The sequence below is a fragment of the Mycobacterium sp. IS-1742 genome, from assembly GCF_001500125.1.
Taxonomy (GTDB): domain Bacteria; phylum Actinomycetota; class Actinomycetes; order Mycobacteriales; family Mycobacteriaceae; genus Mycobacterium.
In genome coordinates, this window is the sequence record NZ_LQIV01000009.1 from 61,448 (window position 1) to 75,776 (window position 14,329).

A 14,329-nucleotide genomic window follows, 5' to 3' on the forward strand; every position below is an offset into this window, starting at 1 on the left:
CATGCGATTCGATGCATGTATGGTGTCAGCCATAATGAAAATCGTTTCCAGCACCGCGGCGTCGGACGCCGGTCACCAGCACGGCGGCGCGCCGCTGCCGGAGCTGCCCCCGCGCGACGTGCTCGACACCGCCGGTGACCTGCTGCGGGCACTCGCCGCGCCGGTGCGGATCGCGATCGTGCTGCACCTGCGGCATTCGGAGCGTTGCGTACACGAACTCGTCGACGCGCTGGGGGTCCCCCAGCCCCTGGTCAGCCAGCATCTGCGCATCCTCAAGCAGGCGGGAGTGGTGGCCAGCGAGCGGTCGGGCCGCGAAGTGCTCTACCGGCTCGTCGACGCCCACCTCGTGCACATCGTCACCGACGCCGTCGCGCACGCCGGTGAGGACGTTCGGTGAGCCCGGCCCCGGTCCGCGCCACCCGCCAGCGGGCGGCCATCGCCGACCTGCTCGACGGGCTCGACGAGTTCCGCTCGGCCCAGGAGCTGCACGACGCGCTCAAGCGTCGCGGCGAGGGCATCGGGTTGACCACGGTGTACCGCACCCTGCAGTCGATGGCGGAGTCCGGGTTGGTCGATGTGCTCCGCACGGACACCGGCGAGTCGGTCTACCGCCGCTGCTCGGCCGACCACCACCACCACCTCGTGTGCCGCGCCTGCGGCGCCGCCGTCGAGATCCAGGGCGGTCAGGTCGAGACGTGGGCCGCCGACATCGCCCGCGAACACGGATTCTCCGACGTCAGCCACACCATCGAGATCTTCGGGCTGTGCGGGGACTGCTCAGCCCGCTAGCGCCCGGCGGATGTCGGCCCCGGCGCCGAGCACCAGCAGGATCAGGGTGCGCAGCGCGTCGTCGGCGAGACCGGCGGCCGGGAAGTTGTAGCGCAGCAACACATCAGCGGTCTTCTTCGAATTACGCCTCGCGCCGGCGGCGATCTCCTTCGAACCGCTCTTGGCCGCCAGCGACACCGTTCCGAGCAGCGTGCCGTGCGCGAACTCGGCCACCGCCGCGCGCAGCTTGGCGTCCAGCGGCAGATCCCACGCCAGGATCTGCGTGAGCGAGACCAGTTCCAGGCCTTCGGCGATGGTGACGACCCGCAGCGAGGCGATGGTCCCGTCGTGGCGCACCGTGAGCGCACCGTCGGCCTCGGCGGTCACCGCGTCGACGAACCCGTCGAGCACGGCAGCCAACCGCTGCTGCAGGTCCATCAGGCGCGCCCGAACCTTCGGTTGCGGCTGACGTACTCCTCGCACGCCGCCCACAGGTCGCGGCGATCGTAGTCCGGCCACAGCTTGTCCTGGAAGACGTATTCGGCGTAGGCGGACTGCCACAGCAGGAAGTTGCTGGCCCGCTGCTCCCCCGACGTGCGGATGAACAGGTCGACGTCGGGGATGTCGGGCCGGTGCAGGTGCCTGGCGAAGGCGGCCTCGGTGATCCGGCTCGGGTTCACCTTGCCGTCGACGGCCTCCTGCGCGAGCTGGCGCGCCGCCTCGACGATCTCGGTGCGCCCGCCGTAGTTCACGCAGTAGTTGATGGTGATGACGTCATTGTCGACCGTCATCTCCTCGGCGATGTCGAACTCCTTGCTCACGCTGCGCCACATCCGCGGCCGGGATCCGACCCAGCGCATCCGCACGCCCATGTCGTTGAGGTTCTCCCGGCGGCGGCGGACCACCTCGCGGTTGAACCCCATCAGGAAGCGCACCTCTTCGGTGCTGCGCTTCCAGTTCTCGGTGGAGAACGCGTACACCGTCAGGTGCTTGATGCCGAGCTCGATGGCCCCGCAGGTGATGTCGATGAGCACCGCCTCGCCCATCTTGTGGCCTTCGGTGCGGCCGAGCCCGCGCTGGGTCGCCCATCGGCCGTTTCCGTCCATCACGACCGCGACGTGCTGCGGTACCTGGTCGGCGGGGATCTTGGGTGCGGCGGCCTTGCTGGTGTGCTGCGGCGGACGGGCGAACCGGCCGTTGGTGTTGGGCGGCAGCTCGGGGAACACCACCGGCCACGTCGACTTGTCGGGGAAGGTCGGATAGTCGTCGGCAGGTGGGTCGAGCTGCGGGAACTGCGACTTCTTGCGCTCAGCTCCCCGCCGCGAGCTGGTCACCCGGTTCGTCACCACGGTGCACATCCTGCCGCAACAGCGAAACCCGGTGATCAGCGACCGCATGATCGACGCGGTAGAAGCGCTCGACCAGCGGCAATGTCCGCAGCTGTCGTTCCAGGTGCCACTGCAGATGGGCGGCCACCAAACCGCTGGCCTGACTGCGGTGCGACGGGGTCGACGCCTCGGCGGCCGGCCAGTCGCCGTCGTGCAGCGCGGCCATCAGGTCCAGCACGGCCTGCGGCGGGGTCACCGACCCCGACGGCCGGCAGTGCACGCACACGCTACCGCCCGCCGCGACGTGGAACGCCCGGTGCGGGCCGGGGGTGGCGCAGCGGGCGCATTCGGTCAGCGCCGGCGCCCAGCCAGCGATTCCCATGGCGCGCAACAGATACGCGTCGAGCACCAGTTCACGGGGGCGGCTGCCGTCGGCGACCGCGCGCAACGCACCGACCGTCAGCCGGTGCAACGCGGGCATCGGGGCGCGCTCCTCACCGGCGAGGCGCTCGGCCGTCTCGAGCACCGCACAGGCCGACGTGTAGCGGCCGTAGTCGCTGACGATGTCGGAGGCGAACGCGTCGATCGCCTGCACCTGCGTGACGATGTCCAGGTTGCGGCCCGGGTGCAGCTGGACGTCGATGTGCGCGAACGGTTCCAGCCGCGCTCCGAACTTGCTGCGGGTACGGCGCACCCCCTTGGCGACCGCGCGGACCAGCCCGTGGTCGCGGGTCAGCAGGGTGACGATCCGGTCGGCCTCACCCAGCTTGTGTTGGCGCAGCACGACGGCGCGGTCCCGGTACAGCCGCATCAGACCAGTGTTCCACCACAGTCCGACAATGCTCGGTTGGCAACGCCGATATGGTTGGAGCCGATGGCCCCTCCGTCTGCTCCCCGCCCCGCTCGAACCGCCTTCCCGACCCTGACCGACCAGCTCTATCAGCTCGCCAGTGGTGCGGTGACGGCGGAAGATCTGGTGCGCCGGTCACTGCACGCCATCTCCGCCAGCCAGCCGACTCTCAACGCGTTCCGGGTGGTGCTGGCCGATCAGGCGCTCGCCGCCGCGGCCGAGGCCGACCGCAGGCGCGCCGCAGGGGATCTGCGCCCGCTGCTGGGCATCCCGATCGCCGTGAAAGACGACGTGGACATCGCGGGGGTGCCGACGCTGTTCGGCACCGGCGGCACGGTGCGGCCCGCCGCCGCCGACGCCGAGGTGGTCCGCCGGCTGCGGGCCGCCGGCGCGGTGATCGTCGGCAAGACCAACACCTGCGAGCTCGGCCAGTGGCCGTTCACCAGCGGACCGGCTTTCGGGCACACCCGCAACCCGTGGTCGCGCGAGCACACTCCCGGCGGGTCGTCGGGCGGGAGCGCGGCGGCGGTGGCGGCCGGACTGGTCACCGCGGCGATCGGCTCCGACGGCGCGGGCAGCGTGCGCATCCCGGCGGCCTGGTGCCATCTCGTCGGCATCAAACCGCAGCGCGGCCGCATCTCGACCTCGCCGCTCTCCGAGGCGTTCAACGGCATCACCGTCAACGGGGTGCTCGCGCGCACGGTCGCCGACGCGGCGCTGGTGCTCGATGCGGCCTCGGGCAACGCGGCAGGCGACCTGCACCGTCCCGCGCCGGTGCGGGTGTCGGAGTACGTCGCCCGGGCGCCCGGTCCGTTGCGGATCGGGTTGTCGACGAAGTTTCCCTTCACCGGCTTCCACGCAACACTGCACCCGGAGATCCGCGCTGCGCTGCAGACCGTCGCCCGCCATCTCGAGGAACTGGGCCACACGGTGAAGCCCGCGAACCCCGACTACACCGTCGGCATGTCGTGGAACTTCCTGTCCCGCTCCACCTCCGGGCTTCTTGACTGGTCGGAGCGACTCGGCTACGGCGTCGAATTCGACAAGCGCACCCGGGCGAACATGCGGATGGGCCGGTTGCTGTCCGAACACGTCCTGCGCAAGGCGCGCGCCAAGGAGGCCGCCGCCCACCGCCGGATCGGCTGGGTGTTCAACCTCTGCGACGTGGTGCTGGCGCCGACCACCGCGCAACCGCCGCCACGCGTCCACGCCTTCGACGAGCTCGGCGGGCTGGCCACCGACCGCACGATGATCAAGGCGTGTCCGGTCACCTGGCCGTGGAACCTGCTCGGCTGGCCGTCGATCAACGTGCCCGCCGGATTCACCACCGACGGGCTGCCGATCGGGGTGCAGCTGATGGGACCCGCCGAGAGCGAGCCGCTGCTCATCTCGCTGGCCGCCGAACTCGAGGCGGTCAGCGGGTGGGCCGCCCGCCGGCCCGAGGTGTGGTGGGAGACGCCGCAGGTGCCGCCGGCCGCGGCGCCCCCGACGGTCGACGCACCGCCGGGCGACGATCTGGACCTACGCGAGACGGCTTAGAAGCCCAGGCGCCCAAGCTGTTTGGGGTCACGCTGCCAGTTCTTGGCGATCTTGACGCGCAGGTCGAGGTAGACCTTCGTGCCGAGCAGTTTCTCGATCTGCGTACGCGCGGCCGTCCCGACCTCACGCAGCCGCGCGCCACCCTTGCCGATCACGATGCCCTTCTGGCTGTCGCGTTCGACGTAGAGGATGGCGTGCACATCGACGAGGGGGTTCAGGTCGTCACGTCCCTCGCGCGAGCTGACCTCGTCGATGACCACCGCCAGGGAGTGCGGCAGTTCGTCGCGCACCCCCTCGAGGGCGGCCTCGCGGATCAGTTCGGCCATCAGCGTCTCTTCGGGTTCGTCGGTGAGCTCACCGTCGGGGTAGAACGCCGGGCCGGGCGGCAGCTTGCTCGCGAGCACCTCCGTCAGCACGTCGAGCTGTTCGCCGCTGGTCGCCGAGACCGGCACGATCTCGGCGTCGGGCCCGACCAGTTCACTGACCGCGACCAGTTGCGCGGCGACCCGGTCCCGGGGCACCTTGTCGATCTTGGTGACGATCGCGACCAGCGTCGTCCTCGGCGCGACGGCGCGGATCTGCTCGTGGATCCACCGGTCCCCCGGGCCGATCGCCTCGTCGGCGGGGATGCACAGCCCGATCACGTCGACCTCGGAGTAGGTGGTCTTGACCAGGTCGTTGAGCCGCTGCCCCAGCAGCGTGCGCGGCCGGTGCAGACCCGGGGTGTCGACGAGGATGATCTGGAAGTCCTCGCGGTGCACGATGCCGCGGATGGTGTGCCGGGTGGTCTGCGGCCGGTTCGAGGTGATCGCCACCTTGGCCCCGACGAGCGCGTTCGTCAGCGTGGACTTGCCGGTGTTCGGCCGACCGACGAAACACACGAAGCCCGAACGGAACTCGCTCACACGACCTTCCCCGCGCGGTCGGTGACGATGACCGCGGCGTCGGCCGACAGCTCCCGCACCGCGGCCACACCCGCATCGTCGGCGGTGCCACCGACCAGTACCGCCGCCTCGAACCCGGCGGCGCCGCTCGACACCGCGGCGGCGACCGCCGCCTGCAGGGCGGTCAACGGCAGCGCGCTCAGGTCGACGGGCGCGCCGGCGTAGGTGCGGCCGTCGAGGTCGCGCACGGCGGCGCCACTGGCGGCCTCGGCGCGCGCCATCGCACCGCGGGCCAGGACGACGAGTTTGCCATCCTCGGGGTCGAGTTCAGTCACCGCGCTCCTCGGGTTCGCTCTGGTCGTCGGGCTCGGGTTCGGTGGGGCTGATCAGCACCGTGCCGATGCGCACCCGACCCCGGTGGTCGGGGCCGCCCTCGGCCTTCAGTCTCAGCCCGTCCCAGATGATCTCGGCTCCTGGCAGCGGCACTCGCCCGAGTTCCAGGGCGACCAGGCCGCCCACGGTGTCGACGTCGAGATCCTCACCGAACTCGAGGTCGTACAGGTCGCCGAGGTCCTCGATCGGCAGCCGGGCGGACACCCGGTACTCCCGGTTGCCCAGTTCCTCGACCGGCGCCACCTCGTCGGTGTCGTACTCGTCGGCGATTTCGCCCACGATCTCCTCGAGGACGTCTTCGATGGTGACCAGTCCGGCGATGGCGCCATACTCGTCGACCAGCAGCGCCATGTGGTACCGGTCGCGCTGCATCTCGCGGAGCAGTTCGTCGAGCGGTTTGGAGTCCGGCACGAAGACCGCGTCCCGCATCACCTGTTCGACGGTGGTGTCGCGCCCGCCGTTGACCGAGTAATAGGTCTGCTGCACGAGGTCCTTCAGGTACACGACACCGACGACGTCGTCGACGTTCTCCCCGATCACCGGGATGCGGGAGTGTCCGCTGCGTACCGCCAGGGAGGTGGCTTGGCCGGCTGTCTTGTCGCTTTCGATCCACACCATCTCGGTGCGCGGCACCATCACCTCGCGGGCCGCGGTGTCGCCGAGTTCGAACACCGACTCGATCATCCGCCGCTCCTCTTCGGCCACCACCCCGCGCTGCTGGGCCAGGTCGACGACCTCGCGCAGTTCGATCTCGGAGGCGAACGGTCCGTTACGGAAGCCGCGGCCGGGCGTCAGCGCGTTGCCGAGCAGCACCAGCAGCCGGCTGATCGGGGTGAGCAGCACTGAGATCGCCTGCAGCGGAAGCGCGGTGTAGAGGGCGATGGGATAGGCGTTCTGACGCCCGACGGTGCGCGGGCCGACACCGACGGCGACGAAGCTGACGACCACCATGATGCCTGCGGCCGCGGTCAGCCCCCAGCTGACGCCGAGGTGGCCGTCCAGGTAGGCGGCCAGCAGCACCGTCGCGGTCACCTCGCAGGCGATCCGGAGCAGGACGATCAGGTTGATGTAGCGGGGCCGCTCGTGCATCACCCGCTGCAACCGCACCGCACCCGGCCGTTCGTCGCGCACGAGTTCCTCGACGCGGGCCATGGACACCGTGCTCAGGGCGGCGTCGATCGCCGCGAACAACCCACCGAACGCGACGAGCACGATCACGCCGATGAGTTGGGGAAGTCCGCTCATTCGTCGAAGTACCGGGACTTGTCGAGCAGCCGCCGGTCCCGCTCGGTCTGACGGTCCAGGTGGTATGCCTCGACCTGGTCGGCCACCCACTCCTCGAGCAGTTCACGCTGCAACGCGAACATCTCTTTCTCCTCGTCGGGTTCGGCGTGGTCGTACCCGAGCAGGTGCAGGACGCCGTGCACGGTCAGCAGCGCCAGTTCGTGGCCCAGCGAATGACCCGCCGTCTCAGCCTGTTTCGCGGCGAACTCCGGGCACAGCACGATGTCGCCGAGCATCGACGGTCCCGGATCGGGTGAATCAGGACGGCCGCCGGGCTCGAGCTCGTCCATCGGGAAGCTCATCACGTCGGTCGGGCCGGGCAGATCCATCCAGCGCATGTGCAGATCGGCCATCGACGACGTGTCGAGCAGGACCATCGACAGTTCGGCGGCCGGGTTGACGTTCATCTTCCCGATCACGAACCGGGCGACGCTGATCAGCTCCTCCTCGGAGACGTCCATGCCCGATTCGTTGGACACCTCGATGCTCATCGCACTACCGCCGCGGCCGGCCGGTGGACGCCCGCCGTTGCGCGCGGTTGAGCTGCGCAGGCTCCTCGAACCGGGCGTAGGCGTCGACGATCTCGGACACCAGCCGGTGACGCACCACGTCGGCGCTGGTGAGTTCGGCGAAGTGGATGTCGTCGATGTTGTCGAGGATCCGCATCGCCGCGTGCAGCCCGGACGTGGCCCCGCCCGGCAGGTCGATCTGGGTGCTGTCGCCGGTGACGACGATCTTCGACCCGAACCCGAGCCGGGTGAGGAACATCTTCATCTGCTCGGCGGTGGTGTTCTGCGCCTCGTCGAGGATGATGAACGCGTCGTTCAACGTCCTTCCCCGCATGTACCCGAGCGGCGCGACCTCGATGACGCCGGCGCTCATCAGCTTCGGGATCAGTTCGGGGTCCATCATGTCGTGCAGCGCGTCGTAGAGCGGCCGCAGGTACGGATCGATCTTCTCGCTGAGGGTGCCGGGCAGAAACCCGAGGCGCTCACCGGCTTCGACCGCCGGACGGGTGAGGATGATGCGGCTGACCTGTTTGGTCTGCAGTGCGCTGACGGCCTTGGCCATCGCCAGGTAGGTCTTGCCGGTGCCCGCGGGGCCGATGCCGAAGACGATGGTGTGCACGTCGATCGCGTCGACGTAGCGCTTCTGGTTGAGCGTCTTGGGCCGGATGGTCTTACCGCGGCGCGACAGGATGTCCAGCGTCAGCACCTCGGCGGGCGACTCGTCACCGGTCCCGGTGAGCATGCCGACGCTGTGCCGGATCGCGTCGGGGGTCAGCTGCTGGCCGCTCGAGACGATGGCGACCAGTTCGGAGACCACCCGTTCGGCGAGCGCGACGTCGGCGGGTTCACCGGTGAGGGTGACCGCGTTGCCGCGCACATGGAGGTCAGCGGCCAGCAACCCTTCGAGGGCGCGCAGATTCTCGTCGGCCGAGCCGAGCAGACCCATGACAGAAGCGGGCGGCACGTCAATCCTGCTGCTGCGTACGGGGGCGCCAGTGGTGGGTGAGCCCGTCATGGGGGCCAGAGAAGACCCGGACGAGTCAGCGTTCGTTTCGCGGGGCGTCACGTGCTGCTTTCTGCCTGCTTTCTGTCTTGTCCGGGCGGGCCGGCCGTATCGTCGCTGGTCCCAGTCTACCGCCGGGTACGACACCGCCCCAATGGTCAACCAGGAAGCACCGATGACCCCCCGACCCCGCGCCGCCGCGACCGCCTGGATCCTCGGTGCGACGGCCTATCTGGCGGCCGAGGCCGTGACGGCCTCGGCGTATCGGCCGTCCTACAGCTACGCCCACGACTACATCAGCGACCTCGGCGTTCCCGGTCAGCCGCTGGCCGCGCTGATGAACGCCGGGTTCGCCGCACAGGGTGTCCTCTTCCTGCTGGGCGCGGTGTTGGCGAGCGGATCGCGGCACCGGACGCTGACCGCATGCGCGGCGGCCAACGCGATCGGCAACGTCCTCGTGGGGACGGTGCCCGCGGGCGAGGGCGCCCTGCATCTGGTGGGTGCGACGCTCGCCATCGTCGGCGGCAACGCGGCGGCGCTGGCGGGTGCGTCGCTGCTCCCGGGGCTCGGCTACCGGCTGGCCTCGCGGGCGCTCGGCGGCGTCGGCCTGCTCAGCCTCGTCGTGCTGGCGGCGCAGGCGTGGATCGGTGTGGAGGTGCTGCCCTCGCCGGTGTGGGAACGGGCGAGCGTCTACCCGATCCTGGCGTGGCAGGTGTTCGCGGCGCTCGCCCTGTCTGCGGCGCTACTGCCAGCGCGGCGTCAGCACCCCTAGGGCTCCCAATCCGACCGCCGCCGCGGTCGAGGTGCGCAACACCGTCGGGCCCAGTCGGACGGCGACGGCCCCCGCTGCAGTCAGGGCATCGAGCTCGTCGTCGGCGATCCCGCCCTCGGGTCCGACGATCAGGGTGAGCGCCCGGGGTCGCGTCAGATCGACCTCGGTCAGCGGGCCGGTCGCGGATTCGTGCAGCACGAGGACCGTCGTCCCGCCGGCCGCGTCCGCGGTCACCCGCCGCACCAGCTCGGCCGTCGACACCACTCCGTCGACCGGGGGGATGTGGGGCCGGCGGGACTGCCGCGCCGCGGCGCGGGCCACCGCGCGCCAGCGGCGCAGACCCTTGTCGACCTTCGCCCCGTCCCACCGGGCCACACATCGGGCGGCCTGCCACGCGACCACCCTGTCGGCGCCGGCTTCGGTGGCCAACTCCACCGCCAACTCGGCGCGGTCGGATTTCGGGATCGCCTGGACGACGGTCACGGCCGGGCTGGGTGGCGGGACGACCCGACGGTCGAGCACCCGCGCGGTCAGCCGGCCCTTGCCGACGTCCTCGACCACGCAGTGCGCCACGGCGCCGACGCCGTCGCCCAGGTCGAGGTGCTCACCGGTGCGGATGCGCCGCACGGTGGTGGCGTGGAACCCGGCATCGCCGTCGACGACGGCGACCTCACCGACCTCGGGCAGCGCGTCGACGTAGAACAGGTCGCGCACCGACGAGCCCTCCTAGCGGCCGGTGAACGTCTCGCGCAGCCGGCTGAACAGACCGCCGGAGTTCGACGCGGCGGGTGAACTGCTGGTGCGGACCTCGGCGACGTCGCGGCTGCGGTGCTCCTTGAGCTGGCGTAGCAGGTCGATGTCGGTGTGGTCCAGCTTGGCGGGCACCACCACGTCGATGTGGGCGTGCAGGTCGCCGCGGACGCCCGAGCGCAGGTGCGGCATGCCGTGGCCGCGCAGCGTCGTCACCGCGCCGGGCTGGGTTCCGGCGGCGATGGTCAGCTCCACCGGCCCGCCGAGAATGTCGTCGACGCTGACCGTCGTGCCCAGCGCGGCGTCGACCATCGGCACCGAGACCGTGCAGTGCAGGTCGTCGCCGTCGCGGACGAACACGTCGTGCGGCTTCTCGTGCACCTCGACGTACAGGTCGCCGGCGGGTCCGCCGCCGGGTCCGACCTCGCCCTGAGCGGCCAGCCGCACCCGCATGCCGTCGCCGACCCCGGCCGGGATCTTGACGCTGATCTCGCGCCGGGCGCGAACGCGGCCGTCACCGCCGCAGCGGTGGCACGGGTCGGGGATCACTTCGCCGACCCCGCCGCACACCGGGCACGGCCGTGAGGTCATGACCTGGCCGAGCAGCGAGCGCTGCACGGTCTGGATCTCTCCGCGGCCGCCGCAGGTGTCACACGTCGCGGTCGTCGAGTTGCCGTGCGTGCCCTTGCCGTGGCACAGGTCGCAGAGGACGGCGGTGTCGACGGTCACCTGCTTGGTCACGCCGGTGGCGCATTCGGCCAGGTCGAGACGCATCCGCAGGAGGGAGTCCGAGCCGGGCCGGACACGCCCGATCGGCCCGCGCGAGCCGCCGCCTCCGCCGAAGAACGCCTCGAACACGTCGCCCAGCCCACCGAATCCGGCGCCGAATCCGTTGCCGCCCGACGCGCCCGCACTCTCGAGCGGGTCACCGCCGAGGTCGACGATGCGGCGCTTCTCCGGATCGGACAGCACCTCGTAGGCGGCGCTGATCTCCTTGAACCGGGCCTGCGCCTCCTCGTCGGGGTTGACGTCGGGGTGCAGCTCGCGGGCAAGCTTGCGATAGGCGCGCTTGATCTCCTGATCGCTGGCGCCCTTGCTCACTCCGAGCAGGCCGTAATAATCGCGTGCCACGCTTGACCTTTCAGTGCCGGTGTACCGGCTGTTACGACTTCCTCTTCGACGCGCTCATCGCGTACCCAGGACCTCACCTATGTACAAAGCAACCGCAGCGACATTAGCGATAGTTCCCGGATAGTCCATCCGAGTGGGACCCACCACACCCATGCCGCCGTAGACCTTGCCCGAACTGCCGTAGGCCGTGGTGACCACCGACGTGCCCGCCATCTGTTCGGCCTCGGTCTCGTGACCGATCCGCACGGTCACCTTGCCCGCCTCCTGCTGCGCGGCGAGCAACCGCAGCACCACCACCTGCTCCTCGAGGGCCTCGAGGACCGATCGCAGCGAGCCGCCGAAATCGGCGGTGTTGCGGGTGAGGTTCGCGGTGCCGCCGAGCAGCAGCCGCTCCTCGGCGTGCTCGACGAGCGTCTCGACCAGCACGGTGGCCGAACGGCCCACGGCGTCGGCCAGTCGGTGCGACATCCCCGGACTGCCGCTCAGGTGAGAGGCGAGGTCGGAGACGGCCACCGAGGCGGCCGAGAGCCGCTTCCCCTCCAGCGCCTGGCCCAGCAGATCGCGCAGCGTCGCGAGTTCGTGTTCGTCGATCGCGTCACCGAGTTCGACGATGCGCTGGTCGACCCGTCCCGTGTCGGTGATGACGACCAGCAGCAGGCGCGCGGGCGTGAGGGCCACCACCTCCAGATGACGGACCGTCGAGGTGGACAGCGTCGGGTACTGCACGATCGCGACCTGGCGGGTCAGCTGCGCCAGCAACCGCACCGCCCGGCGCAGCACGTCGTCCAGGTCGACGCCGCTCTCGAGGAATTTGAGGATCGCCCGCCGTTCGGCCGACGACAGCGGTTTGACGTCGTCGAGGCGGTCGACGAACTCGCGGTAGCCCTTCTCGGTGGGTACCCGCCCGGAGCTGGTGTGCGGTTGGGCGATGTAGCCCTCGGCCTCGAGGACGGCCATGTCGTTGCGGACGGTCGCGCTGGACACTCCGAGGTTGTGTCGCTCCACCAGGGTCTTGGAGCCGATCGGTTCCTTGGTGGCGACGAAGTCGGCGACGATGGCACGCAGCACCTCGAAGCGACGGTCGTCGGCACTACCCATGGTGTTCACCCACCTCTCGGATCGCAGCGCAGTTCGCATCCAGTTTACGGTGCTCAGCCGCCGTCTCCCGCATCGCGCGGTACGCGTGACTACCCCCGGTCGAGGTTCGGCTAACCTTCGTCGTAGAGGGGGCCGAGCAACCGAAGGCGCGCTGATGATCTTCAAAGGTGTCCGCGACGGTAAGCCTTACCCCGAGCACGGTCTCAGCTATCGCGAGTGGTCGCGTATCCCGCCCCGGCAGATCCGGCTCGACGAGATCGTGACGACCACGACCGTCCTCGCGCTGGATCGGCTGTTGTCCGAGGATTCCACCTTCTACGGCGATCTGTTCCCCCACGCGGTCCGCTGGCAGGGCGTGATCTATCTGGAGGACGGACTGCACCGCGCGGTGCGCTCGGCCCTGCGCAACCGCACGGTGCTGCACGCCCGGCTCTACGACATGGACGTGCCGTACTCCCAACAGATCTAGACGCATGAAACGGGCCCCCTCTTCGCGGAGGGGGCCCGGCTCATGCGGTGATGGTTCTACTCGGAGGCAGCGCCGGACGGGGCGGAGTCCTTCGACTCGGCCTTCGTGTCCTTGGCGTCCTTGGCATCCTTGGCATCCTTGGCATCCTTGGCCTCGGACTCCTTGGCGTGCTTCGGCGCCGCATCCGACGCGGTCCCGGTCGCTTCCTTGTTGCTGGCGTGACGGCCGCCGGTGAGCGAACCGATCGCGTCGCGGACCGTCTTCGACGCGGCGGCCTGATGCTCGGCGATCGCCGTGCGCAGATCCTGGACGGGCGCCTTCTTCTCGACGGCGGTGTCCGCGGCGGTCTCGTCGACCACGACCGGCGCCTCCCCGACGATCTCCTCGGTGACGGTCACCGGGACCTCGACGTCCTTGAGGGGAACCGAGGACTCGATGGCGGCCGGCTTGGCCGATGCCTCGTCGCCGAGCGAGGTCTCCTCGACGTCGACGACCACCGTGTCGGAAGCGGACACGAGCGCCGTCGACGAGACGTCGGCGGTGCGCGCCTCCTGCAGGCTCGGAGCGGTGGCCGTGTTCGGCTTCAGCGCGTCGGCGATCGCGTTCGGGAGACGCACGAACAGGTCGACGATCGGCCCGGTGCTGTTGATCAGACCCGGGAAGTACTGGCTCGGGGCGCACTCATCGCCACATGCCGGGTTGACGTAACCGTTGAACAGGGCGTTGAAAACGGTGCCCGGGGTGTTGACGAGCACGTTGACCGCGCCCGCGGCGTCACCGTCCTGGACCGCCGCGACGAAAGCCTCGGCGGCCAGTGCGATCTCGAAGTTCACGCCGATGAACGGGCCGAGGAACGACTTGGTGGTGCCGTTCACGACGCCACCCTGGTCGAAGATCGTGGCGACCACGTCGGTGAAGTTCTGGGCGATCTGCTCCGGAATACCGATGCGGCCCTCGGGAAGTCGGGGACTCGGCTGCGCGGAGAAGAGCCATTCGGCGATCGGCGACAGGATCGTCAGCGAGTAGACGTTGAAGCGGTTGAGGCGATCGTAGGCCTCGGCGAACTCACCCCTCTGCAGGGCGGCGTTGGCCTCGTCCAGGAGGACCTTACCGTTGGCGCCGTTCCAGAAGTTCTCGAACGCCTCGGGGACCCCCAGGAATCCCTCGCTGATCTGCCCGAGGTAGCCCGCCTGATTCTCGGCCAGCTGGGTCAGGATCGGGAACGGATTCGCGGTCAGGGCGCCGGCGAGCGTGGTGAGGTTCTCGAACCCGTTCTCGAACAGGTTCCCGTACACCGCGACGGGGCTGTCGGTGACCTTCGCATTGGCGGTCAACTCGAAGGCGCGCTGCTGGATCTCGGACACGTTCGGCGCGACCGGCGTGACGGCGATGGCGCCGGCGCCGACCACCGCGATGCTGGCGAGCAGCAACTTGTTGGGCCGGGGCGTCGAGTACGCCGAGTCGGTCTGGGGCCCGGGGCACGAACCGTCGGAGCGAAGGGCTAGTTGCACGAGATCTCCTTTGAAGTGAGGTGCCGCACCTGAGCGGCGC

At 69.9% G+C, this 14,329-nt stretch carries 17 protein-coding genes; 5 read left to right on the forward strand and 12 right to left on the reverse strand.

The annotated features are described in order from the left end of the window. Nucleotides 1-19 precede the first annotated feature (19 nt). The gene (locus AU196_RS07280; RefSeq protein WP_502687226.1) at nucleotides 20-397 is read left to right on the forward strand and encodes an ArsR/SmtB family transcription factor; all 378 of its coding nucleotides are present in this window, start codon (nucleotides 20-22) and stop codon (nucleotides 395-397) included. Then, a complete protein-coding gene (locus AU196_RS07285) occupies nucleotides 394-789 on the forward strand; it encodes a Fur family transcriptional regulator (RefSeq protein ID WP_011560830.1) in 396 nt (131 codons plus the stop codon). Before AU196_RS07280 ends, AU196_RS07285 begins: the two co-directional genes overlap by 4 nt. Here AU196_RS07285 and AU196_RS07290 read toward each other — a convergent pair. From AU196_RS07290 to recO, 3 genes are read right to left on the reverse strand one after another with little or no spacing between them, the layout of a single operon-like run. Then, nucleotides 778-1,206 carry a hypothetical protein gene (locus AU196_RS07290; RefSeq protein WP_059094433.1) on the reverse strand — a complete coding sequence of 143 codons (429 nt, stop codon included), beginning with the start codon at nucleotides 1,204-1,206 and terminating at the stop codon, nucleotides 778-780. The genes AU196_RS07285 and AU196_RS07290 overlap by 12 nt on opposite strands. Beyond that, on the reverse strand, nucleotides 1,206-2,102 hold the full coding sequence (locus AU196_RS07295; RefSeq protein WP_157546113.1) for a decaprenyl diphosphate synthase: 897 nt from the start codon (nucleotides 2,100-2,102) through the stop codon (nucleotides 1,206-1,208). Before AU196_RS07295 ends, AU196_RS07290 begins: the two co-directional genes overlap by 1 nt. Further along, a complete protein-coding gene (recO, locus tag AU196_RS07300) occupies nucleotides 2,077-2,907 on the reverse strand; it encodes a DNA repair protein RecO (RefSeq protein WP_059094435.1) in 831 nt (276 codons plus the stop codon). The genes AU196_RS07295 and recO overlap by 26 nt, the downstream gene beginning before the upstream one ends. Before the next feature lie 63 nt (nucleotides 2,908-2,970). On the opposite strand from recO, the gene AU196_RS07305 reads away from it, so the two are divergent. Next, complete coding sequence (locus AU196_RS07305; RefSeq protein WP_059094436.1) at nucleotides 2,971-4,485, forward strand: amidase; 1,515 nt, start codon at nucleotides 2,971-2,973, stop codon at nucleotides 4,483-4,485. Here the strand turns inward: AU196_RS07305 and era are convergent. The 5 genes from era to AU196_RS07330 are packed head-to-tail and all read right to left on the reverse strand — an operon-like array spanning nucleotide 4,482 to nucleotide 8,621. Continuing rightward, nucleotides 4,482-5,390 (reverse strand): GTPase Era, encoded by a 909-nt coding sequence (era, locus tag AU196_RS07310; protein ID WP_059094437.1) that lies wholly within the window; start codon nucleotides 5,388-5,390, stop codon nucleotides 4,482-4,484. The genes AU196_RS07305 and era overlap by 4 nt on opposite strands. Continuing rightward, nucleotides 5,387-5,650, reverse strand: a complete 264-nt coding sequence (locus AU196_RS07315) for a cytidine deaminase-like protein (protein WP_502687227.1) — start codon at nucleotides 5,648-5,650, stop codon at nucleotides 5,387-5,389. The genes era and AU196_RS07315 overlap by 4 nt, the downstream gene beginning before the upstream one ends. 46 nt (nucleotides 5,651-5,696) lie before the next feature. Then, nucleotides 5,697-7,007, reverse strand: coding sequence for a hemolysin family protein (locus tag AU196_RS07320; RefSeq protein WP_059094439.1), 1,311 nt, complete (start codon nucleotides 7,005-7,007; stop codon nucleotides 5,697-5,699). Beyond that, a complete protein-coding gene (gene ybeY / locus AU196_RS07325; RefSeq protein ID WP_059094440.1) occupies nucleotides 7,004-7,537 on the reverse strand; it encodes an rRNA maturation RNase YbeY in 534 nt (177 codons plus the stop codon). The genes AU196_RS07320 and ybeY overlap by 4 nt, the downstream gene beginning before the upstream one ends. Before the next feature lie 4 nt (nucleotides 7,538-7,541). Beyond that, nucleotides 7,542-8,621 (reverse strand): PhoH family protein, encoded by a 1,080-nt coding sequence (locus AU196_RS07330; RefSeq protein WP_059094441.1) that lies wholly within the window; start codon nucleotides 8,619-8,621, stop codon nucleotides 7,542-7,544. A 112-nt stretch (nucleotides 8,622-8,733) separates the two neighbouring features. Between AU196_RS07330 and AU196_RS07335 the strand changes: the two genes are divergently transcribed. After that, nucleotides 8,734-9,330, forward strand: a complete 597-nt coding sequence (locus AU196_RS07335; RefSeq protein ID WP_231737437.1) for a DUF998 domain-containing protein — start codon at nucleotides 8,734-8,736, stop codon at nucleotides 9,328-9,330. On the opposite strand, the gene AU196_RS07340 is transcribed toward AU196_RS07335, so the two are convergent. From AU196_RS07340 to hrcA, 3 genes are read right to left on the reverse strand one after another with little or no spacing between them, the layout of a single operon-like run. Then, nucleotides 9,301-10,044: a 16S rRNA (uracil(1498)-N(3))-methyltransferase gene (locus AU196_RS07340; protein WP_059094443.1), complete on the reverse strand. Its 744-nt coding sequence runs from the start codon at nucleotides 10,042-10,044 to the stop codon at nucleotides 9,301-9,303. The two genes, AU196_RS07335 and AU196_RS07340, sit on opposite strands and share 30 nt — an antisense overlap. A 12-nt stretch (nucleotides 10,045-10,056) precedes the next feature. Continuing rightward, nucleotides 10,057-11,211 carry a molecular chaperone DnaJ gene (dnaJ, locus tag AU196_RS07345; RefSeq protein WP_059094444.1) on the reverse strand — a complete coding sequence of 385 codons (1,155 nt, stop codon included), beginning with the start codon at nucleotides 11,209-11,211 and terminating at the stop codon, nucleotides 10,057-10,059. Between the two features lie 54 nt (nucleotides 11,212-11,265). Beyond that, nucleotides 11,266-12,309, reverse strand: coding sequence for a heat-inducible transcriptional repressor HrcA (gene hrcA, locus AU196_RS07350; RefSeq protein WP_059094476.1), 1,044 nt, complete (start codon nucleotides 12,307-12,309; stop codon nucleotides 11,266-11,268). Between the two features lie 154 nt (nucleotides 12,310-12,463). Between hrcA and AU196_RS07355 the strand changes: the two genes are divergently transcribed. After that, nucleotides 12,464-12,778 (forward strand): type II toxin-antitoxin system VapB family antitoxin, encoded by a 315-nt coding sequence (locus tag AU196_RS07355; protein WP_011560844.1) that lies wholly within the window; start codon nucleotides 12,464-12,466, stop codon nucleotides 12,776-12,778. 56 nt (nucleotides 12,779-12,834) lie between these two features. Here AU196_RS07355 and AU196_RS07360 read toward each other — a convergent pair whose 3' ends face one another. Next, a complete protein-coding gene (locus tag AU196_RS07360) occupies nucleotides 12,835-14,289 on the reverse strand; it encodes a hypothetical protein (RefSeq protein ID WP_157546118.1) in 1,455 nt (484 codons plus the stop codon). Nucleotides 14,290-14,329: the final 40 nt, after the last annotated feature.